This window comes from Methylobacterium gnaphalii, assembly GCF_007992215.1.
Taxonomy (GTDB): domain Bacteria; phylum Pseudomonadota; class Alphaproteobacteria; order Rhizobiales; family Beijerinckiaceae; genus Methylobacterium; species Methylobacterium gnaphalii.
This window is the reverse complement of sequence record NZ_BJZV01000005.1, coordinates 86994-109749: the sequence shown is the minus strand read 5'-3', so window position 1 is coordinate 109749 and position 22756 is coordinate 86994. Positions and strand designations below refer to the sequence as shown.

Here is a 22756-nt window from a genome sequence, read left to right as displayed (position 1 = left end):
TCAGGCTGCGCTGGTGCCGCGGGTCACGAGCAAGCCCACGCCGGCCACCAGCCGGTCGAGGACGAAGCCGATGAGCCCGACATAGACGAGGGCGACGATGATCTCGCTGATGTGCGACGAGTTCCACGCGTCCCAGATGAAGAAGCCGATGCCGACGCCGCCGATCAGCATCTCGGCCGCGACGATGGCGAGCCAGGACAGGCCGACGCCGATCCGCAGGCCCGTGAAGATGTACGGCGCCGCAGACGGCAGCATGATCTTGAAGAAGAACTCGATCGGGTTCAGCCGGATGACCGCGGCGACGTTGCGGTAGTCCTGCGGGATGTTCCGGATGCCGACCGCCGTGTTGATGATGATCGGCCAGATCGAGGTGATGAAGATCACGAAGATGGCCGATGGCTGCCCATCGCGAAACGCGGCGAGGGAGAGCGGCAGCCAGGCGAGCGGCGGGATCGTGCGCAGCACCTGGAAGATCGGATCGAGGCCGCGCATGGCCCATTCCGACTGGCCGACCAGCGTGCCGAGCAGGACACCGGCGACGACGGCGAGCGAGAAGCCGAGAGCGACGCGCTGCAGGCTGGCGGCGAGGTGCCAGAACAGGCCCTTGTCGGTGCCGCCATTGTCGAAGAACGGGTTGGCGATGATGTCCCAGGCCTCGGACACGACGCGCGAGGGCGGCGGCAGGCCGGCCGTCGGGGCGGAGCACAACATCTGCCAGAGCAGCAGGAAGCCGGCGAGCACCACCAGCGGCGGGATCACCCGGGCGGCGACCGCCCGGATGCCCTTGATGGTCACGAAGGGCCCGCGGCTCCTGGCGGAGGCCTTATCGCGGGCGGCGCCGATGGCCGAGGAGAGTGCGGAGCTCGAGGCCATCACGCCACCTTCTTGATGCCGAGGCTGGACAGGTAGGCGGCCGGGTCGGCCGGATCGAAGACCTTGCCGTCGAAGAAGGTTTCCTTGCCCCGCGAGGTCGAGGTGGGGATCGCCGAGACGCCGAGCGCCTTGGCCGCATCCTTCCAGAGATCTTCGCGATTGACCTTCGCGATCAGCGCCTTGGCGTCGACATTCGCGTCGTACTTACCCCAGCGGATGTCCTCGGTGATGAACCAGAGGTCGTGCGACTGGTAGGGATACGAGGCGTTGTCGGCCCAGAACTTCATCGCCACCGGGCTGTTCTCGACGACGCGGCCGGTGCCGTAGTCGAACTTGCCCTTCATGCGGTCGACGACGTCCGCGACCGGCACGTTGATCCACTGGCGCTTGGAGACAATGGCCGCGAGCTCTTCCTTGTTCTCAGGCTTCTCGCACCACTGTTGGGCTTCCATCACCGCCATCAGCAGGGCCTTGGCGGCGTTGGGGTACTTGTCGACCCATGCCGATCGCATGGCGAACGACTTCTCCGGGTGGTCCTTCCAGAGCTCGCCGGTGGTCAGCGCGGTGTAGCCGATGCCCTGGTGGATGAGCTGCTCGTTCCACGGCTCGCAGACGCAGAAGCAGTCCATTGTGCCGACCTTCATGTTCGCCACCATCTGGGCGGGCGGAACGACGATGGTCTCGATGTCCTTGTCGGGGTCGATGCCGCCGGCGGCGAGCCAGTAGCGGATCCAGAGGTCGTGGGTGCCGCCTGGGAAGGTCATGGCGGCCTTGACCGACTTGCCGGCGGCCTTCTTCGCGTCGAGGAGCGCCTTGAAGGGCTTGGTGTCGACGCCGATCTTGGCGTCGATGTACTCCTTGGCGACCGAGATGCACTGACCGTTCAGGTTGAGCCGGGCCATGATGTACATCGGCACCGGCACGTTGTTCTGGGTCACGCGGCCGGACGAGATCAGGTACGGCATCGGCGTGAGGATGTGCGCGCCGTCGATGCCGTTGCCCTCTGAGCCGAGGACGAGGTTGTCGCGGGTGGTGCCCCAGGAGGCCTGCTTCAGCACCTCGACATCGGGCATGCCGTATTTGGCGAAGATGCCCTTCTCCTTGGCGACGAAGAGCGGGCCGGCATCGGTCAACGCGATGAAGCCGAGCTTCGCCCCCTTCACCTCCGGACCCGCACCTTGTGCGAAGGCGCCGCCCGGAAGCGCCGTGCGCGCGGCGGCGGCCAGCGCGAGGGTGGCGGAGGCGCCTTTCAGAAGGCTGCGACGGGTGCTGCTGCGATCGAAATCCATGATGTCCCCACGCCTCGCCGCGCCTATCGCGGTCGAACAAAAAAGGCCGCTGGTCGAGATCGTCCGCGCGATGGCATCGCGTGGGATGATCCGGATCAGCGGCCTTGCTGACGGCTAGAATCCGTCGCCGTTGACGGATGTAGGGACGTTTGCACGAACCGTGCCAAATTGGCCGGATTGAGCTAAATTGCTGATTTTAAGAGATAAAATCTACACCTTGCAGCATCTGGCGCACACGAATGCTCAAGAAGGTGCGTTGCACAAAAATGAGGCGATTGACGCTTTGCGCTGCAAAAGGGCAGGCGACCCCCAAACAATGGTCAAGCTTTGAGCAGGCTTGGCCGATAGAAGGCCTCGGCTTCCTCGCAAACCTCGGTCGCATCGGCGATCTGGCCCGATGCCGCCATTTGCCTGGCGAGCCAAGCCCTGTGTTCTGGCCTCGGCCGATGCACGCTGGAGCCGAGCCTCAGATAGTCGGGGGCGGTCCGGCACAGCCCCGTGGGATCCACCACGAGATGACCGGTGAGCGTTCGACGAATCAGATCGGTATCGGGGCCGAGGCCGCCCTTCTCCGAGAGCAGGCCGGCCAACTCGCCGACATTGGCCGGGTCGGCGCACCAAGTGCCGGCGCGGTGCAGCGCCTCCACCAGGGGGGACAGTGCCTCCGCTTGTGACCCGTGCACGGCGAGCACCTTTTCCGGGCAATCGGGCACGATCTCGCAGCCGAGCGCGGCGATGCGGCCGAGCCCGGCGGCAACGGCGATGCTGTTCCAGGGGGCGCCGACGCAGAACCCGTCGATCTCGCCGCGCCGGAGCGCATCGACGGTTTGCGGCGGCGGGACCACCACGATCCGGACCGCCCGCCCGAGATCGAGGCCGCCCCGCTCGGCAAAGATCCTGAGCTGGTAGCTGTGGCAGGAGAACGGGTGCACGGTGGCGATGGTCAGCGGCCTTCCCTCCCCTGCCCGCGCCATGGCGAGACGGGCAAAGGCCGAGGCCACCGCGTCGAGGTCATCGGCCTCTGGAGCCATCGCTTCCCATAGCGGCAGAGAGACCGTGATGGCGTTTCCGTTGAGGTTCAGCGCCATCGGCGCCACGAGATCCGCCTGTGGGCCGGACAGGCCGAGCCGGGTCGCAAGCGCCAGCGGCGCCAGCATATGCGCGGCATCGAGATGGCCGAGCGCCAGGCGGTCGCGCAGGGTCGCCCAGGACGGCTCCGGCGACAGCACCAGGTCGATCCCTTCCTCCCGCGCGAAACCGAGTTCTGCCGCCGCAATGACCGGAGCGGCGTCCGTCAGGGGCACGTATCCGAGATCGACCCTCATCCGAGCAGATCCGCCGCCGTGACGATCGCCCGGGCGATGTCGATGATCTTGCGCTTCTCGTTCATGGCCTGCTTGCGGAGCAGCTTGTAGGCCTCCTCTTCGGGCAAGCCCTTGCGGCTCATCAGAATGCCCTTGGCCCGGTCGATCACCTTGCGGTCGGCGAGCTCGCTCTTGGCCTCCATCAGCTCCCGCTGCAGCCGGGCGAAGGCGTTGAAGCGCAGGATCGCGATGTCGAGGATCGGCTTGATCCGTTCGGTGCGCAGGCCGTCGACGACATAGGCCGAGATGCCGGCATCCACCGCCGCCTGCATCATGGTGGCGTCGGAGCGGTCGACGAACATCGCCACCGGCCGCTCCACATGCCGCGAGATGCCCGACATCTGTTCCAGGATGTCGCGGCTCGGGCTCTCGAGATGCACCACCACCACGTCGGGCTTCAGCGCACCGACCCGCGCCTGCAGGTCGGGTCCGTCCGGCACGACCACGACCGAGTCGACCCCGGCGGCGCGCAGGCCCTCTTCGAGGATCGCGGCGCGCAGGCTGCTGGGATCGATCACGGCAACGGTGAGGCTGGTCTCGGTCATCGAGGCCGGGTGCTTTTTGCTGAGCGATGAGACGGGGTTGCGGTAGCGTGACGGCAAATGGATTTGCAAGCCGCGTGCCTGAGGTTCTGCGCGGCGATTGGCTCCGGAAGAGCGGCCGGTTCCCTCGACGCTGTGTCTGCAATTGTTTCCGTCCAGAGACGAAACGGCCCTGGTTCTGCCGCAAACCGGTCGGCAAATGCCGGAACGAGGCGAACCGGAGGCTCGAGCCGATGAGCGCATGCGCCCCCCGCGATCCCGGAGTGGAAGCGCTCACGGTGGCGCGCGGATCGGCCTTGCCCTTTCTGCCGACGCTCGTCACCGCGCTCGCCGTCGGACTCCTGTCCCTGCTCTGCCACACACCGTCCGCTCCCGAGGCGCCTCCCCTGTCCATGGTGACGGCCGCGGCCTCGATGACGATGCCCGGCGGCTTCCATCCGGTGCTGCCCGGATCCGAGGCGATGCCGAGCGTCCATGCCGCCGTTGCCTTCGGGCGTCTGCCGGCACCGGTTCTCGAAGTGCCGCAGATGGCCGACGTGTCGCCCGCCGCCAAGGCGCCTGCCACTCAGGGCGCGAACCGCCCCGTCCGGAATGCGGCCCGCCGCCCCTGTGCTGCGCCCCATTGCGCCGATAGCCGCCGCGTCGATACCGCGACGCGCAACGCGCCGGTCAGGGCTGCATCCGAGCCCGAGGCGGTGCCCGCGCCGATGCGGGGCCGTGGCGAGGTCGACGAGGATCTGCCCACCGGCGCTCTGCCCTTCGCCGCCACTGCTGCCTCCTGGGTCGAGCGCGTACGCACCATCGGCGGCAGCGTCGGCAACGGTGCCGCCTCGCTCAGCGGCTCGGTGGTCGATCTGCTCGCCAGCCTCCGCTGAGCGTCCCTGGCGCGGCGCGCTCCCATCGCGCTGCAGCACAGATGCGCATCAGGAAAGCGCGGCCGGGCTGGACCGGTCCAATACTGGCCCTACCTCCGATCTCGCGGCCTTCGCCAGTGCCGTCGCCCGAGGTTCCATGGCAGGTCGAATCGAAGATTACGCGCTGATCGGCGACGGCCGTACGGCGGCGCTCGTCGGGCGAGACGGCAGCATCGACTGGCTGTGCTGGCCGCGCTTCGACGCCTCGGCCCTGTTCGCGCGGTTGCTCGGCACGGAAGAGCACGGATTCTGGAAGCTGGCGCCCGTGGCCGAACAGGCCAAGCAATCCTGGCGCTACCGCACCGGCTCGCTCGTCCTCGACACCTACCACACGACCCGCGAGGGCGAGGTTCGGGTCACCGACTACATGCCGGCGGGCGACGGCTCGCACCTGATCCGCCTCGTCGAGGGCCTCAAGGGCCGGGTCGCCATGCGCATGGATCTCGCCGTGCGCTTCGATTACGGCTCGGCCGTTCCGTGGGTCTCCCGCAACGAGCTCGGTGACCTGCGCGCCATTTCAGGCCCCCACAAGGTCATCCTGCGCACGCACGCCCCGCTGCGCGGCGCCGGCAAGACCACGATCAGCGAGTTCACGATCCACGAGGGCGAGAGCGTCTGGTTCGTGCTGAGCTACGGCGCGTCGCATTGCGAGGACCCGCCGCCGATCGAGCCGCGTAAGGTGCTCGCCGACACGAACCGCTTCTGGCGCGAATGGTCGGACAACTGCGCCTCGGGCACGCCCTGGGACGAGATGCTCAAGCGCTCGCTGCTGACGCTGAAGGCGCTGATCTACCGGCCGACCGGCGGCATCGTCGCCGCGCCCACCACCTCCCTGCCGGAGGATCTCGGCGGGGTGCGCAACTGGGACTACCGCTTCTGCTGGCTGCGCGATTCGACCTTCACCCTGATGGCGCTGATGGATTCGGGCTTCATCGAGGAGGCGCGGGCCTGGCGCGACTGGCTGCTGCGCGCCGTCGCCGGCAGCCCGGAACAGGCGCACATCCTCTACGGCATCGCCGGCGAGCGCCTGCTGCCCGAGATCGAGCTGGCCTGGCTGCCGGGCTACGAGGGCTCGCGGCCGGTCCGGATCGGCAATGCGGCGATCGAGCAGTTCCAGCTCGACGTCTACGGCGAGCTGTTCGACGCGCTCTTCCAGGCGCGCCAGCGCGGCATGCGCGGCGACAAGGACGGTTGGCGCGTCGGCCGCGCGATCATGAAGCATCTGGAGACCGCCTGGCGCGAGCCGGACGAGGGGATCTGGGAGGTGCGCGGCGGGCGCCGCCACTTCGTCCATTCCAAGGTGATGGCCTGGGTGGCCTTCGACCGGGCGATCCGTGCGCATACGGAGGAGGAATCGCCCCAGGCGCCGGTCGGCCTCTGGCGCCGGATCCGCGACGAGATCCACGCCGAGGTCTGCGAGAAGGGCTTCGACCGGCAGCTCAACAGCTTCGTCCAGTCCTATGGCGCGAAGGCGCTCGATGCGAGCCTGCTGCTCATCGCGCATGTCGGCTTCCTGCCCCAGGACGACCCGCGCGTGATCGGCACCGTCGAGGCGGTGGAGAAGCACCTGATGCGCGATGGCTTCGTCCTGCGCTACGAGACCGAGGGGTCCCGCGTGGACGGCTTGCCGGGGGGCGAGGGTGCTTTCCTGCCCTGCACATTCTGGTACGCCGACAACCTGATCGGTCTCGGGCGCTGCGACGAGGCGCGCGCCATCATCGAGCGCCTGATCGGGATCTGTAACGACCTCGGACTGGTTTCCGAGGAATACGACGTCAAGCGCAAACGCCTGGTGGGGAACTACCCGCAGGCGTTCACACACGTTGCACTCGTGAACACGATCCTCAATTACAGCCGCGCGACCTCGCCGAAGGCGACGCGTGGCACGGCCGAGGCGGCCGGCGGGGATGATGAGGACGATACGTCCTCGCTCTCACCGGCGACCGCCCTGCCGCTCTGACAAAATTGGGAAGACACACGGTATGAGCGGAGCAGACACCGTCGCCAAGAGCGGCTTCAGCGAGAGCGACCAGCTCGCGATCAACACGATCCGGACGCTCGCCATCGACGCGGTGCAGAAGGCGAATTCCGGCCATGCCGGCGCCCCGATGGGCCTCGCGCCCGTCGCCTACACCCTGTGGAACCGCTACCTGCGCTACGACCCGGCCAACCCGCACTGGCCGAATCGCGACCGCTTCGTCCTGTCCTGCGGCCACGCCTCGATGCTGCTCTACGGGCTGCTGCACCTCGCCCGCGTGGTCGAGAAGGACAGCGGCAACGCCCCGGCCATCGCCCTCGACGACATCAAGGCCTTTCGCCAACTCGACAGCCGCACGCCGGGCCATCCCGAGTACCATTTCACCACCGGCGTCGAGACCACCACCGGCCCCCTCGGCCAGGGCGTTGCCAATTCCGTCGGCATGGCGATCGGCAGCCGCTTCCTGAACAGCCGCCTGAACAGGCCCGGCCTGCCGCTCTACGATTTCGACGTCTACGCCCTGTGCTCGGACGGTGACCTGATGGAGGGCGTCGCCTCCGAGGCCGCCTCGGTCGCCGGGCATCTGCGCCTGTCGAACCTGTGCTGGATCTACGACGACAACACCATCACCATCGAGGGCCATACCGAGCTCGCCTTCTCGGAGGAGGTCGCCGCCCGCTTCCTCGCCTATGGCTGGCAGGTCATGCGCGTGGCGGATGCCAACGACGCGCACGCCATCGCCGCGGCGCTCGACACCTTCAAGGCCTCGCACGACCGGCCGACCCTGATCATCGTCAAGTCGATCATCGGCTACGGCGCACCGACCAAGCAGAACACCTCGAAGGCGCATTCCGACGCGCTCGGCGAGGAGGAGGTCAAGGGCACCAAGCGCGCCTATGGCTGGCCGGAGGACAAGCAGTTCTACGTGCCGGACGGCGTCTACGACACCTTCGCCGACGGCATCGGCAAGCGCGGCGCCGCCCTGTTCACGGAGTGGCAGGCGCTGCTGGAGGAGGCGCGGCAGGCCGACGCAACCCATGCCGAGGAGCTCGACGCCTTCCTCGAAGGCCGCCTGCCGGAGGGATGGGACAAGGACATCCCGGTCTTCCCCGCCGATGCCAAGGGCCTCGCGACGCGCGAATCCTCGGGCAAGGTGCTCAACGCCATCGCCCCGCGCGTGCCGTTCCTGCTCGGCGGCTCGGCCGACCTGGCGCCCTCGAACAAGTCGAACCTCACCTTCGAGGGGGCCGGCTCGCTGACCCCGCTGAACCCGGGCGGACGCAACGTGCATTTCGGCGTGCGCGAGCATGCCATGGGCTCGATCGTGAACGGCCTCGGCCTCGTCGGCCTGCGCGCCTACGGCGCCACCTTCCTGGTCTTCGCCGACTACATGCGCCCGCCGATCCGGCTCGCCTCGCTGATGGAGCTGCCGGTCTTCCACATCTTCACGCACGACTCGATCGGCGTGGGCGAGGACGGCCCGACCCACCAGCCCGTGGAGCAGCTCCTCTCGCTGCGCGCGATCCCCGGCCTAGTCACCCTGCGCCCGGCCGATGCGAACGAGGTCGCCGAGGCCTATCGCGTGATCTTCTCGCTGAAGAACCAGCCGGCGGTGCTCGCGCTCTCGCGCCAGCCGCTGCCGACCTTCGACCGCTCCACCTACGGCCCGGCCGCCGGCACCGCCAAGGGCGCCTATGTGCTGGCCGATTGCGAGGGCACGCCCGACATCCTGCTGCTCGGCTCCGGCTCCGAGGTGCAGCTCTGCGTCGGCGCCTACGAGACCCTGAAGGCCGAGGGCGTGAAGGCCCGCGTGGTCTCGATGCCGTCCTGGGATCTGTTCGAGCGCCAGGACGAGGCCTACCGGAACGCGGTCCTGCCGCCCGAGGTCACGGCCCGCGTCGCCGTCGAGCAGGGCACGGTGATCGGCTGGGACCGCTATGCCGGCTCCGCCGGCGCGATCATCGGCATGCACACCTTCGGCGCCTCGGCGCCGATCAAGGACCTCCAGAAGAAGTTCGGCTTCTCGGCCGAGAAGGTCATCGAGGCCGCCCGCGAGCAGCTTGCACGGCACAAGAAGTAGGGCTGGGCAGGAAACGCCATCGTCAATCCGGGCCCGCTGAAGGCGGGAACCCGGAATCCACCCGTGATGCTGCGCCTTTTCGTGGCGCTCCATCCTGGATTCCGGGTTCCGCTTTGCGGCTCCGGGCTGACGGAGAGAGATGGAAGGCCGTCGGGCGAATCCGACGAAGAAAATGCCCGCTCCCGCCGCGAGAGAGGGTGCTGCGGTCAGCGTTCGAGCCCTATCTCTCGGACGCGGACGAAACGAAGTTCTTGAGGATCGACCGACATGAGCGCGCTGAACGCCCTCTTCAACGACCACCAGCAGGCGGTCTGGCTCGATTTCGTGGCGCGCGGCTTCATCGCCAAGGGCGAGCTGAAGGCGCTCGTCGAGCGGGACGGCCTGCGCGGCGTCACCTCGAACCCGGCGATCTTCGAGAAGGCGATCGGCCATTCGGCCGAGTACGACGACAGCCTCAAGGCGGTGCTCGACAAGGGCGATGCCCGGGTCATCGACCTCTATGAGGGCCTCGCCATTGCCGACATCCAGGCCGCCGCCGACGTGCTGCGCCCGGTCTACGAGTCGAGCGACGGCGCCGACGGCTATGTCAGCCTCGAGGTCTCGCCCTACCTCGCCCTCGACACGGAAGAGACGCTGAAGGAGGCGCGCCGGCTGCACAAGGCCGTGGGCCGCGACAACCTCATGGTGAAGGTGCCCGCGACACCGGAGGGCATCCCGGCGATCCGCCAGCTCACCGCCGAGGGCATCTCGATCAACATCACGCTGCTGTTCTCGCAGAGCACCTACGAGACCGTCGCGCGCGCCTTCATCGACGGGCTGACCGAGTTCGGCGCCCGGGGCGGCGACGTCTCGCGGGTCGCGAGCGTCGCGAGCTTCTTCATCAGCCGCATCGATTCCCTGGTCGACAAGCTGCTCGACGAGAAGGGCGGCTTCGAGGATCTCAAGGGCAAGGTTGCCATCGCGAACGCGAAGCTCGCCTACCAATCCTACAAGCGCATCTTTGCCGGCGCCGACTGGACGGCCCTCGAGGCCAAGGGTGCCAAGGCGCAGCGCCTGCTCTGGGCTTCCACCGGCACCAAGAACAAGGCCTATCCCGACACGCTCTACGTCTCCGAGCTGATCGGCCCCAACACCGTCAACACCATGCCGCCCGCGACCATGGATGCGTTCCGCGACCATGGTCAGGTGCGGGCCTCGCTGGAGGAGAATATCGGCGATGCCGAGGCCGTGATGGCGCGCCTCGCCAAGGCCGGCATCGACATCGAGGCCGTGGCCCGCCAGCTCGTCGATGAGGGTGTGCAGCTCTTCGTCGATGCGGCCGATGCGGTGCTCGGCGCGGTGGCCGGCAAGCGCGCCGCCTTCCTCGGCACGCGGCTGAACGGCCAGAGCTGCAAGCTCGGCGACCAGCTCCAGGGCTCGGCCGACAAGACCATCGAGGCCTGGCGCGCCAAGGGCGCCATCCGCCGCCTCTGGGCGCATGACAAGACGGTCTGGACCGGCCGCGACGAGGACAAGTGGCTCGGCTGGCTGCGCATCGTCGAGGATGGGCTCGACAGGCTCGGCGAGTATCAGGCCTTTGCCGAGGAGATCCGCTCCGAGGGCTTCACCGACGCGGTGGTGCTCGGCATGGGCGGGTCGAGCCTCGGCCCGGAGGTGATCGCCGCCAGCTACGGCGCTCGCGAGGGCTGGCCGAAGCTGCGGATCCTCGACTCGACCGATCCGAGCGAGGTCCGCACCGTCGAGGCCGCGGTGAACCTCGAGAAGACGCTCTTCATCGTCGCCTCGAAATCCGGCTCGACGCTCGAGCCCAACGTGTTCCGCGACTACTTCCTCGGCCGCATGAAGGAGGTCGTCGGCGACCGGGCCGGGCGCCACTTCGTCGCCGTGACCGATCCCGCATCGGCCATGGAGAAGGCAGCCCGTGACGACGGCTTCCGCGAGATCTTCTACGGCGTGCCGCAGATCGGCGGCCGCTACTCCGTACTCTCGGCCTTCGGGCTGGTGCCGGCCGCGGCGGCCGGCGTCGAGATCGACGAGTTCCTGGAGAGCGCGCACATCATGGTGCGCTCGTCCGGCCCGGCGGTGCCTCCGGCCAACAATCCGGGCGTGCGCCTCGGCGCGGCGATCGGCGCGGCCGCGGTCGAGCACGGCCGCGACAAGGTGACGATCATCTGCTCGCCGGGCGTCGGCACCTTCGGCACCTGGGCCGAGCAGCTCATCGCGGAATCCACCGGCAAGGAAGGCAAGGGCGTCATCCCGATCGAAGGCGAGCCGGTCGGCGTGCCGGCGGTCTACGGGCACGACCGCTTCTTCATCTACCTGCGCCTCGACGGCCGCGCCGATGCGGGGCAGGATGAGGCGGTGCGGGGCCTGGAGAGCGAGGGACATCCCGTGGTGCGCATCGACCTGGAGAAGGTCGAGCAGCTCGCGCAGGAATTCTTCCGCTTCGAGATCGCCACGGCCGTCGCGGGCGCGGTGGTCGGCATCAACCCGTTCGACCAGCCCGACGTCGAGGCAAGCAAGGTCGAGACCAAGAAGCTGTTCGCGGCTGCCGAGGAGACCGGTTCGCTCCCGGCCGAGACGCCGCTTTTCGAGGACGAGACCATCGCCCTCTACGCCGACACCGCCAATGCCGAGGCGCTGGCCCAGGGCGAAGGCGGCGTCGAGGCGACGATCGCCCGCCATATCGGCCGGCTGAAGGAGAACGATTACGCGGCCATCCTCGGCTATATCGAGCGCAACGAGGCCCATCACGCCATCCTGCAGCCCGCCCGGCTCGCCATGCGGGACGCCAGGAAGGTCGCGACCTGCCTCGAATTCGGGCCGCGCTTCCTCCACTCGACGGGGCAGGCCTACAAGGGCGGCCCGTCGAGCGGCGTGTTCCTGCAGATCACGGCCGACCCGTCGCAGGATCTGCCCATCCCCGGACGCAAGCTCGGCTTCGCCACCGTGATCGCGGCGCAGGCGCGGGGCGACTTCTCCGTGCTCGCCGAGCGCGGCCGCCGGGCGCTGCGCGCCCACATCAAGGGTGGCGACGTCGAGGCCGGCCTCAAGCGCATCGCCGCGGCGATCAAGGAGGCGGTGGCGTAACGGCCTTCCTCGCCCTCGCCCTCATCCTGAGGTGCTGCGAAGCAGCCTCGGAGGAGGGCGCCAGGGATCACCGAGACGTCTGGAGACCTCCTTCGAGGCCTCCGCTTTGCTTGCAGCACCTCAGGACGAGGTGGTGGTTTGGACGAGCGGGCCTCGTTGCGCCCGACTGCCGTTCTGAAGGAGACCTGCGATGCAACTCGGAATGATCGGCCTCGGCCGGATGGGCGGCAACATCGTCCGGCGCATCATGCGCAACGGCCATACGGCCGTGGTCTTCGACAAGGACGCCAAGGCCGTCGAGGCCCTCGCGGGCGAAGGCGCGACGGGGGCCACGAGCCTCGAAGACCTCGTCGCCAAGCTGGACAAGCCCCGCGCCCTCTGGGTGATGCTGCCGGCCGGCCGGATCACCAACGAGACCATCACCGCCCTGCACGGCTTGATGGAGGCCGACGACATCATCATCGACGGCGGCAACTCGTTCTACCAGGACGACATCCGCCACGCCGCCGAGCTCAAGGACAAGGGCATCCATTTCGTGGATGTCGGCACCTCCGGCGGCGTCTGGGGCCTGGAGCGCGGCTACTGCATGATGGTCGGGGGCCACAAGAAGGCCGTCGACCGGCTCGACCCGATCCTGAAGACCCTGGCGCCCGGCCGCGGCGACATCCCGCGCACGCCCGGCCGGGAGGGCCGCGATCCGCGCGCCGAGGAGGGCTACATCCATGCCGGCCCGACCGGCGCCGGCCACTTCGTGAAGATGATCCATAACGGCATCGAGTACGGCCTGATGCAGGCCTATGCCGAGGGCTTCGACATCCTCCGGCACGCCAATTCCGAGGACGTCCCGGATTTCCGCCGGTACGATCTCAACCTCGGCGACATCGCCGAGGTCTGGCGGCGCGGCAGCGTGGTCTCGTCCTGGCTTCTCGACCTCACGGCGACGGCGCTCGCCGGCAACGAGAGCCTCGACGGGTTCTCCGGCTACGTCGAGGATTCGGGCGAGGGTCGCTGGACCATCAACGCGGCCGTCGAGGAGGCCGTGCCGGCGGACGTGCTGTCGAACGCGCTCTATCGCCGCTTCCGCTCGCGCGATCACGACAGCTACGCCGACAAGCTGCTCTCGGCCATGCGAAAGGGTTTCGGCGGCCATATCGAGGGCGCGCCGGCTCCGGCCATGGGATCGTCCGGCGGCCGCAAGTAGGGGGGCCCCATGATCGCCCTGCCCCCGAACACCACCCTCCTGCCCGATGCCGAGGCGACGGCCCGCGCCGCCGCCGACCACCTGCTGTCGATCGTGGACACGGCGACGGCGGATCGCATCGCGGTCTGCCTGTCCGGCGGCTCGACGCCGAAACGGCTCTACGAACTCCTGGCCAGCGGGGCCTATGTCGGGCGCCTGCCCTGGTCGCGCCTGCACTGGTTCTTCGGGGACGACCGGGTCGTGCCCTGGGACGATCCCCTGAGCAACGTGCGCATGGTGCGCGAGGCCTTCGGCCACGGCGCGGCACTGCCGACGACGCATTTCCACTTCATCCCCTCCGACGGGGGGGCGGAGGTCGGCGCCCGTGCCTATCAGCGGACGCTGCAGGACTTCTACGGGGCGGACACGCTCGATCCGGCCCGGCCGCTCTTCGACCTCGTGCTGCTGGGCCTCGGCAACGACGGGCACACCGCCTCGCTGTTTCCAGGCAAGCCGGTACTGGAGGAGGAGACGGCCTGGGTCGTGCCGGTGCCGGAGGCGGGCATGGAGCCCTTCGTCCCGCGCATCTCGCTGACCTTCCCGGCTCTCTCCTCCTCCCGCTCGGCGATCTTCCTGGTGAGCGGCGCCGGCAAGCGCGATCCCCTCTCCCGGCTCGCCGCCGGCGAGGATCTGCCCTCCGGCCGCGTCAGCAGCCTGGGGCGCCTCGAATGGCTCATCGACGAGGCCGCGGCCGACGCCTGATCTGTGGCCTCCCGGCCTCGATAGGCGACATCCCTGACGCCGCAACGACTTCCCGACAACCGATCGAGCGGCGGCGCGCCGGCTGCCACACTTTCGCCACAGCCGCTAACGGGTTGTTGCCGAAGAGATATGGCAGCGGCCGAGGGCGCATGATGTCGAGACTGTTCGGGCGCCCCGCGCGCATCGTTCCCGGTCCCCTGAGGGCCGTATCGGCGGCCGGCGGCAGCCCGGTGCCGTTTGCCGCGCTCGCGCTGACGGCGGCCGCCCTCGCCGGCGGCCTCGTCCTGATCCCGCATCTCTCGCAGCCTCGTCCAGCCGCCCTTGCCCCGGTGGCGGAGGTGGCGCAGCCTGCACCCGTGAAGCCGCGCACGGTCGCGCTCTTGACGCCGGCCGCGCCGGCCCCCGCCGAGCCGCAGGCCGTCGTCGAGCCCATCGCCGCCATCGTGCCGGCAGCGGCCACGGACGCGCCGGCGGAACTGCCGGCGGTGGCCGCCGCCGAACCTGCGCCGGCCGCGCCCGCGGTGGTGGATCAGGCGCTGTTCCAGCTCGACGCGCTGCCGGTCCTCGAAGCCAATGGCGAGGAGCTCGACATCGCGGCCGTCGCGCCGAAGCCGGCCGCGCGGTCCGCCGCCCGCCGGAGCCCCGGCAGCCGCAGCGCGGCCCTCGCGGACCGATAGTCCCGACACCGCGCGGACCGGCGCCAGAAATCATGGCCGGGCCGAGCGATCGCGCATGAATGTGGTCGCGGGTGAGCACCGCGGTCATGTTCGGCGTGTGCTCAGCTGGGTCGGCCTTGCGCCGGGCCATGTCGAGCCCGGCGCCCTCCTGTCAGGAAAAATGCTTCGAGAGCTTCAGGCCCTGCGCCTGATAGTTCGAGCCGGCGCCCGCGCCGTAGAGCGCCTCCGGCACCTCGGCCATCCGCTCGTAGACGAGGCGGCCGACGATCTGGCCGTCCTCCAGCAGGAAGGGCACGTCGCGCGAGCGCACCTCGAGCACGGCGCGCGCGCCGGCCCCCCCTGCCCCGGCATAGCCGAAGCCCGGATCGAAGAAGCCGGCATAGTGCACTCGGAACTCACCAACGAGCGGGTCGAACGGCACCATCTCGGCGGCGTGGTCCGGGGGGACCTGCACTGATTCCTTCGAGGCGAGGATGTAGAACTGGCCCGGATCGAGGATCAGCGTGCCGCTGCCGTCGGCGGCGAGTGGCTCCCAGAAGTCGGCGGTCTTGTGGGCGCCCGGCTTGTCGACGTGGATCAGGCCGGTATGGCGCTTGGCCCGGTAGCCGATCAGCCCGTCGAAGCCTGCGAGATCCACCGAGACCGCCACGCCGCCGGTAAAGGACGGCGAGGCTGCGCTCACCAGCGGCGAACGCGCGTGCAGGGCGGCGAGCTCAGTATCGTTCAGCCTCGGCTCGCCCCTGCGGAACCGGATCTGCGACAGCCGCGTGCCGGTTCGGACGAGGACCGGGAAGGTGCGCGGGGATATCTCGGCATAGAGCGGGCCATGATAGCCGGCCTCGACCTGGTCGAAGGCGGCGGCCCGGTCGGTGATGACGCGGGTGAACACGTCGATCCGGCCGGTGGAGCTCTTCGGATTCGCGCTGGCGCAGAGGTCGGCGGGCAGAGCGAGGTGCTCCTGCACCTCGGCGATGTAGACGCAGCCCGTCTCGAGGACGGCGCCCACAGTGAGGTCGACCGGATGCAGCGCCAGCCCGTCGACGCAGGTGTCGACGGTGCGCCCCCTGCCCGGCAGGAAGCTCGTGCGGACGCGATAGGCGCGGGCGCCGAGACGCAGATCGAGGCTCGCGGGCTGGATCTGGTCCGCCGCATAAGGCCGCTCGGGCTTGATCGCCCCCGCCTCGGTCAGGGCGGCGATGCCGCGCGCCGAAAGAATGCCGTCCTGCGCGGCCGCATTGCCTGTCATGCTGCGATCTTTCCCGAGCTGGCCTCGGAGGGTACGGGCGGGGTCTGGAGCCCTGTCGGGGCATCGCGCTTCTCCGCCCCGGTGCGGGACAGGACGCTGCGAATGAAGGAGAGGCGCGCGAGCGCGCCCATGGCAATCAGCCCCGCAATCAGGCTCGCGACAACCGGAAACCGGCCGCCCCCAAGGAGCGGCAGCAGCACAAGGATGGCGGCGGCGAGGCCCGGCATCGCGCCGAGCGGCAGGACCAGCGACGGCAGCCCGCCCATCGCCAGCGCCAGCCCGCAGCGCCGCGAGAGGGCCGCCGCGGCCAGCCGCGAGGCGGCGTCGAGCGCGATCGCGGCGGCCAAAGCGAGACTCGCCGGTCCGTTCGAAACGGGCGCCTGGGAGAGGAAGCCGGCGGTCACGGCGAGCAGCGCGGCTGACCCTAGGCAGTAGGACAGGGAGGCGTCGGCAACTCGAGGATGCAGGGCCTGGGGCGAGGCTTGCGCCAAGAGAACTCCGACGTACTTCGTCGCGATTGACGGGACTCTGGGCGCCACGTACCACGAGGCCGAGCGGTTGTCGCGTGACCGCTTGCGATGGGCGAGGGAGACCATTCCGGCGATGTACAAGGCCGAGACCCGCGGCATCACGGTGACCGTCGAGCCTCGCTTCGTCGAGGAGGAATCGTCACCCGGCGATAGCCGCTATTTCTTCGCCTATACGGTCGAGATCGTGAACAACGGTAGCGAGAAGGTCCAGCTGCGCTCCCGCCATTGGCGCATCATCGACGGGCACGGCGCCTGCCAGGAGGTGCGCGGGGCCGGTGTGGTTGGCAAGCAGCCCCTCCTCGGCCCGGGCGAGTCGTTCAGCTACACCAGCGGCTGCCCGCTCACGACGCCGGACGGCCTCATGGCTGGCAGCTACACCATGACGATCATCGGCGGTGACAGCTTCGAGGCGGAGATCCCGGCCTTCTCGCTCGATTCGCCGCACGTTCGCCGCAGCATCCACTGAGGCGATGCCGTCGGAAGCGAGCCGGTTCACGACCCTCGAACTCCTCGAACGGCTCGTTGCCTTCGACACTGAGAGTTCGAAATCCAATATCGCGCTGATCGATTTCGTCGCCGGCTATCTGGACGGCTGGGGCGTGCCCTATGTCCGCGTGCCGAACGCGGCCGGCGACAAGCAGGCAATCTTCGCGACCCTCGGACCGATGATCGACGGCGGCGTCGTGCTCTCGGGCCATACCGACGTGGTGCCGGTCACCGGCCAGGCCTGGACCTCCGACCCCTTCAGGCTCCGCATCGCCGACGGGCGCGCCTACGGCCGCGGCTCGGTCGACATGAAGGGTTTCGACGCGCTGGCGCTCGGTCTGGTGCCGCAGGCGGTGGAGACCGAGCTGAAGCGGCCGATCCACATTCTGCTCTCCTACGATGAGGAGGTGAGCTGCCTCGGCGTGCTCGACACCGTCGCTCGCTTCGGCGTCAGCCTGCCGCGTCCGGGTGCCGTCATCGTCGGCGAGCCAACCGGGCTCGAAGTGGCGGACGCTCATAAAAGCGTCGTCACCTACGACACGGTCGTGCACGGCCACGAGGCACATTCCTCGAAGCCCTCGCTTGGCGCCAACGCCGTGGCGGCGGCGGCCGATCTCGTCGCCGAGCTGAACCGGATCTCCGACGTCATGATCGAGCGGGGCGACTCCTCGGGCCGGTTCGATCCTCCCGCCACCACGGTGCATGTCGGCGTGATCCAGGGTGGCACGGCGCGCAACATCCTCGCCAAGAGCTGCAGCTTCCAGTGGGAGTTCCGCGGCCTGCCCGATCTCGACCTGACTGAGATTCCGCGGCTGTTCGCTCAGGCGAGCGAGCGCGTGCTCTCCGACCGGCTCAACCGCTATGGCGCATATGGTCGGATCGAGACCATGGAGGAGGTTGCGGTGCCGGGCCTCGCGCCGGAACCGGGCTCCGAGGCCGAGACCCTGGCTCTGCGGCTTGCCGGGCGCAACCGCACCATCTCCGTCTCCTACGCCACCGAGGCTGGCCGCTTCCAGCAGGCAGGCCTGCCGACGGTGGTGTGTGGGCCTGGCTCGATCGACCAGGCGCACCAGCCCGACGAGTTCATCGCCCTGAACGAGCTGGAGCGGGGGGAAGCCTTCCTGCGACGCCTGCTGGCCGAGTGCAGGGCATGAGCGCGAGGCGATCGGCTGGCCTGGTGAAGCTGAGACCGCTGGAGCGCGAGGACCTGCGCTTCGTGCACCAGCTCAACAACAACGACAGCATCATGCGCTACTGGTTCGAGGAGGCCTACGAGTCCTTCGCCGAACTGCAGCAGCTCTACGAACGCAACATCCACAACCAGACCGAGCGGCGCTTCATCATAGCGACGGAGGGGGACGAGCCGGCCGGGCTGATCGAGCTCGTCGAGATCAACCACCTGCACCGGCGCTGCGAGTTCCAGATCGCGATCCACCCGGGTTTCCAGGGGCGCGGCTATGCCTGGAAGGCGACGCGGATCGCCATGGACTACGCCTTCAGCGTGCTGAACATCCACAAGCTCTATCTGCATGTCGACCGGGACAACACGCGGGCAGTGGGCATCTACGAGCGCTGCGGCTTCAAGCCCGAGGGTGTCTTGCGTGACGAGTTCTTTGTGAACGGCCGCTACCGGGACGCCGTCCGCATGTGCCTGTTCCAGCCCGACTATCTCGCCCAGCGCGGCAGCGGCAATGTCGGCGAGCCGGTGCTGAAAGTCTGATTGGCAAAAAGAAAAGGGGCCGTTTCCGGCCCCTCTCCGTTCGTCAGATGATCGCGCCTGCAGCTCAGTTGCGGCCGCCGCCAGCACCGGCCCCGGCGCCACCACCGGCACCGCTGCCCTTGCCCATCGCACCGCCGGCGCCCATAGAACCGCGGTCGCCGCCTGCATTGCCGGCGCCAGCCGCGCCGCCACCCGCATTGCGGATACCGCTGCCCGTGCCGCCATTGTCCGAGGCATTGCGAATGCCGCTGCCGGATTTGGTGTCGGTGCCGGCATTGCGCATGCCGCCCTCATTGCCGCGGGTCATACCCTTGCTGCCCTCGGTCTGCTCGGCACGGCGTCCGCTGCGCTCGTCGCGACCGCGGAAGTTTTCACGGGACGAGACGCTCGTGCGGGTGGAGACGCGATCACGCTCGAAGCCGCCACGGCCGCCGACATTCACCGAGAGACGGCGATACTCCGGCGAGCCGTAGAGCACGCGCTGACCGCGGATGGTCACGTAGCGCTCACGGGTGCCGCCACGACGCTCGGTGACGATCAGACGACGGTATTCCGGCGAGCCGTAGATCACGCGTTGGCCACGGACCATCACGTAGCGCTTGCCGCGGTTGCCGCTGCGCTCGGTGACGACGAGGCGGCGATACTCGGGCGAGCCGTAGATGACCCGCTTTCCGCCGATGAACACGTAGCGCCCACTGCGGCGACCGCCGTCGAAATGCTCGCCGCGCGACGAGGTGCGGACGTCGAACCGGCTGCTGCTGCGCTCGCTGAAGCGCTCGTTGTGGCCGCCGCGCTCGGCCCTGTCGCTGCGAACGCCGCGGTCATCGCGCATTCCGCCGCCGCGCTCATTCGTGGCGGCTCTGCCGGCACTGCGGCTGGTTTCTGCCCCGGCACTACGGCCTTCTGCCCCGCCGGCTGCGCTACCCCTGTCGCTGCCACGAGAGGCCTGCGCGGCACCTGCACCGCCACCCTCATCGCGGGAAGCCGCCGCACCGCCACCAGCACCGCCGCCGCTGCGTCCGCCGCCCATGGCGGACCTTTCAGAGCCGCCGCCTGCGTTGCCAGCGCTGGCAGCGCCGCCACCTTGCTGGGCGTAGACCGATGTGCTCAGCAGAAGCGCAGCCAGACCAATCGCAACTCTCTTCATGAGACCTTCCTCCAGTTTCAAATCTGGGTTCGAAACGTCAGAAGGGCGAAAAGGGTTTCGACATTTTTGGATTTGTCGATCCTAGTCTCGATAGCGGCCCAAGCTTGACCATAAAGGGGCGCTCCGATCACGATCTGTTGCAGCTTGCGGCGCAAATTGACTTTGCGAGACCTTGATCAATAAGCGGCGCAGCCAGACAGGAGGTTGGTCGTTCCTTCCATGCTCACCGCAGGCGGCTGGCCGTTTCCGCAGCTTTCCGGATCGCGGCCGGATTGGGCGTGCCCGCTGGCACGACCCAGCTTCCACCGACGCAGAGCACCGATGGATGGGCGAGCCATTCCGGCGCCGTGACCTCGGAGATGCCGCCGGTCGGACAGAAGCGGACGTTGCCGAACACGGCCGCCAGCGCCTTCAGCGCCTTGAGGCCGCCCGAAGCCTCCGCAGGGAAGAACTTGAACCGGTCGAGCCCATGGTCGAGCCCGCGCATGATGTCGGCGGCATTGGCGATGCCGGGCAGATAAGGCACGCCGCTCTTTTGCGCGGCCTCCGTCAGTGGGGCCGTGAGGCCGGGGCTGACGATGTATTTGGCTCCGGCCGAGAGCGCCGCGTCGAGATCTTTCGGGTTCAGCACCGTGCCGGCACCGACCACTGAGCCCGGCACCTTCGACATCTCACGGATCACGTCGAGAGCCGCAGGGGTGCGCAGGGTAACCTCGAGCGCGACGAGGCCGCCGGCGACCAGCGCCTCGGCGATCGGAGCCGCATGGGCGACATCCTCGATCACTAGGACCGGGATGACGGGGACGGAGCGCATGAGTGCGTCGATGTCGTTGGCCATCAGTGTCTCCTCGTCAGCGTCGTCTTGTCGTCATTGCGAGCGCAGCGAAGCAATCCAAGGCCAACTCGCTGACGTCGGGTGAGTGGTCCTGGATGGCTTCGCTGTCGGCTCGGAATGACGGGCTCGCGGCTTCGGCTAGAGTCCCGCCGCGGCCAGCATCGTGGAAGCGCCCTGCTCTGCTCCATCGGCGCCGTGGCGCATGAAGGCGAATAGCTCGCGTCCAGTGCCGAGGCCGGACGGCGGCGGAACAGCGTCCTCGCGCGAATCCCACTCGGCCGGATCGACAAGGGCTTCAAGCACGCCCTCCTCCGCCGACAGCCGGATCACGTCGCCGTCGCGGATGCGGCCGATCGGGCCGCCGCCGACACCCTCGGGGCTGAGATGGATCGCCGCCGGCACCTTGCCGGACGCGCCCGACATGCGCCCATCCGTCACCAGCGCGATCTTGAAGCCGCGGTCCTGCAGCACGCCGAGCGGCGGGGTCAGCTTGTGCAGTTCCGGCATCCCGTTGGCGCGCGGGCCCTGGAAGCGCACCACCACCACCACGTCCTTCTCCAACTCGCCCGCCTTGAAGGCAGCAATGACGTCGTCCTGGTCGGAGAAGACGCGGGCTGGCGCTTGAATCGTGCGGCGCTCGGGCGCGACGGCGCTGGTCTTGAAGGTGGCGCGACCGAGATTGCCCTTGACCAGCCGCATGCCGCCATCCGGCTGGAACGGGGCTGCGGGATGGCGCAGCATCGTGTCGTCGAGGCTCTGGGCGACGGCGTCTTCGAAGACGAGATCCTCGCCGGACAGCTTCGGGTCGCGGGCATGGTCACGCAGCCTTGAACCCGAGACGGTCAGGATGTCGTCGTGCAGCATCCCGGCATCGATCAGGCTCGCGATGACGTAGGACATTCCTCCGGCCGCGTGAAAGTGGTTCACGTCGCCGGCACCGTTCGGATAGACGCGGGCAATCAACGGCACGGCGGCCGAGAGCCGGTCGAAATCCTCCCAGTCGACGACGATACCCGCCGCGCGGGCTATCGCCGGCAGGTGGATGGCGTGGTTGGTCGAGCCGCCGGTCGCGAGCAGCCCGACGATGGCGTTGACGATGGCCTTCTCGTCGACGCAATGGCCGATCGGGCGGTAATCGTTTCCGCTCCAGCCGATCTGGGTCAGCCGGTGGACGGCTGCGCGCGTTACGGCCTGGCGCAGCTTCGTGCCGGGGTTGATGAAGGAAGCGCCCGGCATGTGCAGGCCCATCACGTCCATCATCATTTGGTTGGAGTTGGCGGTGCCGTAGAAGGTGCAGGTGCCGGCCCCGTGATAGGAGGCCGACTCACTCTCTAGGAGTTCGGCGCGGCCAACCTTGCCCTCGGCATAGAGCTGGCGGATGCGCTGCTTCTCCTTGTTGGCGAGGCCCGAGGGCATCGGCCCGGCCGGCACGAGGATCATCGGCAGGTGACCGAAGCGCAGCGCGCCGATCATCAGGCCGGGCACGATCTTGTCGCAGATGCCCAGCAGCAGCGCGCCCTCGAACATGCCGTGGCTCAGACCCACTGCCGTCGACAGCGCGATGGTGTCGCGGGAGAACAGCGACAACTCCATGCCGCGCTGGCCTTGGGTGACACCGTCGCACATGGCCGGGGTGCCGCCAGCGACCTGTGCCGTCGCGCCCACCTCGCGGGCGAAGACCTTGATCTGGTCCGGATAGCGCCCATAGGGCTGATGGGCCGAGAGCATGTCATTGTAGGCGGTGACGATGCCGATGTTCATGGCCCGGCCTGCGATGATCGCCGGCTTGTCCTCGCCCGACGCCGCGAAGCCGTGGGCGAGGTTGCCGCAGGCGAGCATCGGGCGGTGGACACCGGCCTCGCGCTCGCGCTCGATCAGGTCGAGATAGGCGCGGCGCGTGTCGCGGGAGCGCGCGATCACGCGCTCCGTGACGGCGGCAATCTCGGGGTGGAGGTCGGTCATGCGATCCTGGCCCTGCTCGGATCCGGCGCATGGGGCCGATCGCACGAGAAGAGCGATGACCAGCCTGCTGCGCCGCAACGT

The 22756-nt window shown here is 68.7% G+C and carries 19 protein-coding genes; 10 read left to right on the top strand and 9 right to left on the bottom strand.

Annotated elements, in window-relative coordinates:
- The 4 genes from ntrB to MGN01_RS06225 form a co-directional block, all read right to left on the bottom strand.
- On the bottom strand, window positions 1-873 hold the full coding sequence (ntrB, locus tag MGN01_RS06240) for a nitrate ABC transporter permease (protein ID WP_147045734.1): 873 nt from the start codon (window positions 871-873) through the stop codon (window positions 1-3).
- The gene (locus MGN01_RS06235; protein WP_147045733.1) at window positions 873-2162 is read right to left on the bottom strand and encodes a CmpA/NrtA family ABC transporter substrate-binding protein; all 1290 of its coding nucleotides are present in this window, start codon (window positions 2160-2162) and stop codon (window positions 873-875) included. Before MGN01_RS06235 ends, ntrB begins: the two co-directional genes overlap by 1 nt.
- A gap of 320 nt (window positions 2163-2482) precedes the next feature.
- The gene (locus MGN01_RS06230; RefSeq protein WP_147045732.1) at window positions 2483-3487 is read right to left on the bottom strand and encodes a CmpA/NrtA family ABC transporter substrate-binding protein; all 1005 of its coding nucleotides are present in this window, start codon (window positions 3485-3487) and stop codon (window positions 2483-2485) included.
- The gene (locus MGN01_RS06225) at window positions 3484-4071 is read right to left on the bottom strand and encodes an ANTAR domain-containing response regulator (RefSeq protein ID WP_147045731.1); all 588 of its coding nucleotides are present in this window, start codon (window positions 4069-4071) and stop codon (window positions 3484-3486) included. The genes MGN01_RS06230 and MGN01_RS06225 overlap by 4 nt, the downstream gene beginning before the upstream one ends.
- A 230-nt stretch (window positions 4072-4301) precedes the next feature.
- Between MGN01_RS06225 and MGN01_RS06220 the strand changes: the two genes are divergently transcribed.
- The 7 genes from MGN01_RS06220 (at window position 4302) to MGN01_RS06190 (ending at window position 14749) form a co-directional block, all read left to right on the top strand.
- Entirely contained in the window at window positions 4302-4943 is a 642-nt protein-coding gene (locus tag MGN01_RS06220) for a hypothetical protein (protein WP_147045730.1), read from the top strand.
- A gap of 136 nt (window positions 4944-5079) precedes the next feature.
- Complete coding sequence (locus MGN01_RS06215; protein ID WP_147045729.1) at window positions 5080-6942, top strand: glycoside hydrolase family 15 protein; 1863 nt, start codon at window positions 5080-5082, stop codon at window positions 6940-6942.
- Between the two features lie 22 nt (window positions 6943-6964).
- Window positions 6965-9040: a transketolase gene (gene tkt / locus MGN01_RS06210; RefSeq protein ID WP_147045728.1), complete on the top strand. Its 2076-nt coding sequence runs from the start codon at window positions 6965-6967 to the stop codon at window positions 9038-9040.
- 267 nt (window positions 9041-9307) lie between these two features.
- On the top strand, window positions 9308-12130 hold the full coding sequence (locus MGN01_RS06205) for a bifunctional transaldolase/phosoglucose isomerase (RefSeq protein WP_147045727.1): 2823 nt from the start codon (window positions 9308-9310) through the stop codon (window positions 12128-12130).
- Between the two features lie 190 nt (window positions 12131-12320).
- On the top strand, window positions 12321-13331 hold the full coding sequence (gnd, locus tag MGN01_RS06200; RefSeq protein ID WP_147045726.1) for a phosphogluconate dehydrogenase (NAD(+)-dependent, decarboxylating): 1011 nt from the start codon (window positions 12321-12323) through the stop codon (window positions 13329-13331).
- A gap of 9 nt (window positions 13332-13340) precedes the next feature.
- Window positions 13341-14072 (top strand): 6-phosphogluconolactonase, encoded by a 732-nt coding sequence (gene pgl / locus MGN01_RS06195; RefSeq protein ID WP_147045725.1) that lies wholly within the window; start codon window positions 13341-13343, stop codon window positions 14070-14072.
- 149 nt (window positions 14073-14221) lie between these two features.
- Complete coding sequence (locus MGN01_RS06190; protein ID WP_147045724.1) at window positions 14222-14749, top strand: hypothetical protein; 528 nt, start codon at window positions 14222-14224, stop codon at window positions 14747-14749.
- A 151-nt stretch (window positions 14750-14900) separates the two neighbouring features.
- Here the strand turns inward: MGN01_RS06190 and MGN01_RS06185 are convergent, their stop codons facing one another.
- Both MGN01_RS06185 and MGN01_RS06180 read right to left on the bottom strand, forming a co-directional pair.
- The gene (locus MGN01_RS06185; protein WP_147045723.1) at window positions 14901-15995 is read right to left on the bottom strand and encodes a 2'-deoxycytidine 5'-triphosphate deaminase; all 1095 of its coding nucleotides are present in this window, start codon (window positions 15993-15995) and stop codon (window positions 14901-14903) included.
- The gene (locus MGN01_RS06180) at window positions 15992-16486 is read right to left on the bottom strand and encodes a hypothetical protein (protein WP_147045722.1); all 495 of its coding nucleotides are present in this window, start codon (window positions 16484-16486) and stop codon (window positions 15992-15994) included. The genes MGN01_RS06185 and MGN01_RS06180 overlap by 4 nt, the downstream gene beginning before the upstream one ends.
- A gap of 112 nt (window positions 16487-16598) precedes the next feature.
- Between MGN01_RS06180 and apaG the strand changes: the two genes are divergently transcribed.
- From apaG to speG, 3 genes are read left to right on the top strand one after another with little or no spacing between them, the layout of a single operon-like run.
- On the top strand, window positions 16599-16991 hold the full coding sequence (gene apaG, locus MGN01_RS06175; RefSeq protein ID WP_147045721.1) for a Co2+/Mg2+ efflux facilitator ApaG/CorD: 393 nt from the start codon (window positions 16599-16601) through the stop codon (window positions 16989-16991).
- A gap of 4 nt (window positions 16992-16995) precedes the next feature.
- Window positions 16996-18165 (top strand): acetylornithine deacetylase, encoded by a 1170-nt coding sequence (gene argE / locus MGN01_RS06170; protein ID WP_147045720.1) that lies wholly within the window; start codon window positions 16996-16998, stop codon window positions 18163-18165.
- Window positions 18162-18731, top strand: coding sequence for a spermidine N1-acetyltransferase (gene speG / locus MGN01_RS06165; protein ID WP_147045719.1), 570 nt, complete (start codon window positions 18162-18164; stop codon window positions 18729-18731). The genes argE and speG overlap by 4 nt, the downstream gene beginning before the upstream one ends.
- A 64-nt stretch (window positions 18732-18795) precedes the next feature.
- Here speG and MGN01_RS06160 read toward each other — a convergent pair whose 3' ends face one another.
- From MGN01_RS06160 to edd, 3 genes are all read right to left on the bottom strand, one after another.
- Window positions 18796-19878 carry a hypothetical protein gene (locus MGN01_RS06160; RefSeq protein WP_147045718.1) on the bottom strand — a complete coding sequence of 361 codons (1083 nt, stop codon included), beginning with the start codon at window positions 19876-19878 and terminating at the stop codon, window positions 18796-18798.
- A gap of 223 nt (window positions 19879-20101) precedes the next feature.
- Window positions 20102-20716 (bottom strand): bifunctional 4-hydroxy-2-oxoglutarate aldolase/2-dehydro-3-deoxy-phosphogluconate aldolase, encoded by a 615-nt coding sequence (eda, locus tag MGN01_RS06155; protein ID WP_147045717.1) that lies wholly within the window; start codon window positions 20714-20716, stop codon window positions 20102-20104.
- A 135-nt stretch (window positions 20717-20851) separates the two neighbouring features.
- On the bottom strand, window positions 20852-22675 hold the full coding sequence (gene edd, locus MGN01_RS06150; RefSeq protein ID WP_147045716.1) for a phosphogluconate dehydratase: 1824 nt from the start codon (window positions 22673-22675) through the stop codon (window positions 20852-20854).
- Between the last annotated feature and the right edge of the window lie 81 nt (window positions 22676-22756).

Excerpts from the sequence above, each read along its gene's own strand:
- MGN01_RS06160 (WP_147045718.1), bottom strand. The coding sequence starts at position 19,878 with ATGAAGAGAGTTGCGATTGGTCTGGCTGCGCTTCTGCTGAGCACATCG.
- ntrB (WP_147045734.1), bottom strand. The coding sequence starts at position 873 with ATGGCCTCGAGCTCCGCACTCTCCTCGGCCATCGGCGCCGCCCGCGAT.
- tkt (WP_147045728.1), top strand. The coding sequence starts at position 6,965 with ATGAGCGGAGCAGACACCGTCGCCAAGAGCGGCTTCAGCGAGAGCGAC.
- speG (WP_147045719.1), top strand. The coding sequence starts at position 18,162 with ATGAGCGCGAGGCGATCGGCTGGCCTGGTGAAGCTGAGACCGCTGGAG.
- MGN01_RS06220 (WP_147045730.1), top strand. The coding sequence starts at position 4,302 with ATGAGCGCATGCGCCCCCCGCGATCCCGGAGTGGAAGCGCTCACGGTG.
- gnd (WP_147045726.1), top strand. The coding sequence starts at position 12,321 with ATGCAACTCGGAATGATCGGCCTCGGCCGGATGGGCGGCAACATCGTC.
- MGN01_RS06235 (WP_147045733.1), bottom strand. The coding sequence starts at position 2,162 with ATGGATTTCGATCGCAGCAGCACCCGTCGCAGCCTTCTGAAAGGCGCC.
- MGN01_RS06225 (WP_147045731.1), bottom strand. The coding sequence starts at position 4,071 with ATGACCGAGACCAGCCTCACCGTTGCCGTGATCGATCCCAGCAGCCTG.
- MGN01_RS06185 (WP_147045723.1), bottom strand. The coding sequence starts at position 15,995 with ATGACAGGCAATGCGGCCGCGCAGGACGGCATTCTTTCGGCGCGCGGC.
- eda (WP_147045717.1), bottom strand. The coding sequence starts at position 20,716 with ATGGCCAACGACATCGACGCACTCATGCGCTCCGTCCCCGTCATCCCG.
- pgl (WP_147045725.1), top strand. The coding sequence starts at position 13,341 with ATGATCGCCCTGCCCCCGAACACCACCCTCCTGCCCGATGCCGAGGCG.
- MGN01_RS06230 (WP_147045732.1), bottom strand. The coding sequence starts at position 3,487 with ATGAGGGTCGATCTCGGATACGTGCCCCTGACGGACGCCGCTCCGGTC.
- MGN01_RS06215 (WP_147045729.1), top strand. The coding sequence starts at position 5,080 with ATGGCAGGTCGAATCGAAGATTACGCGCTGATCGGCGACGGCCGTACG.
- MGN01_RS06190 (WP_147045724.1), top strand. The coding sequence starts at position 14,222 with ATGATGTCGAGACTGTTCGGGCGCCCCGCGCGCATCGTTCCCGGTCCC.
- edd (WP_147045716.1), bottom strand. The coding sequence starts at position 22,675 with ATGACCGACCTCCACCCCGAGATTGCCGCCGTCACGGAGCGCGTGATC.
- MGN01_RS06205 (WP_147045727.1), top strand. The coding sequence starts at position 9,308 with ATGAGCGCGCTGAACGCCCTCTTCAACGACCACCAGCAGGCGGTCTGG.
- argE (WP_147045720.1), top strand. The coding sequence starts at position 16,996 with ATGCCGTCGGAAGCGAGCCGGTTCACGACCCTCGAACTCCTCGAACGG.
- apaG (WP_147045721.1), top strand. The coding sequence starts at position 16,599 with ATGTACAAGGCCGAGACCCGCGGCATCACGGTGACCGTCGAGCCTCGC.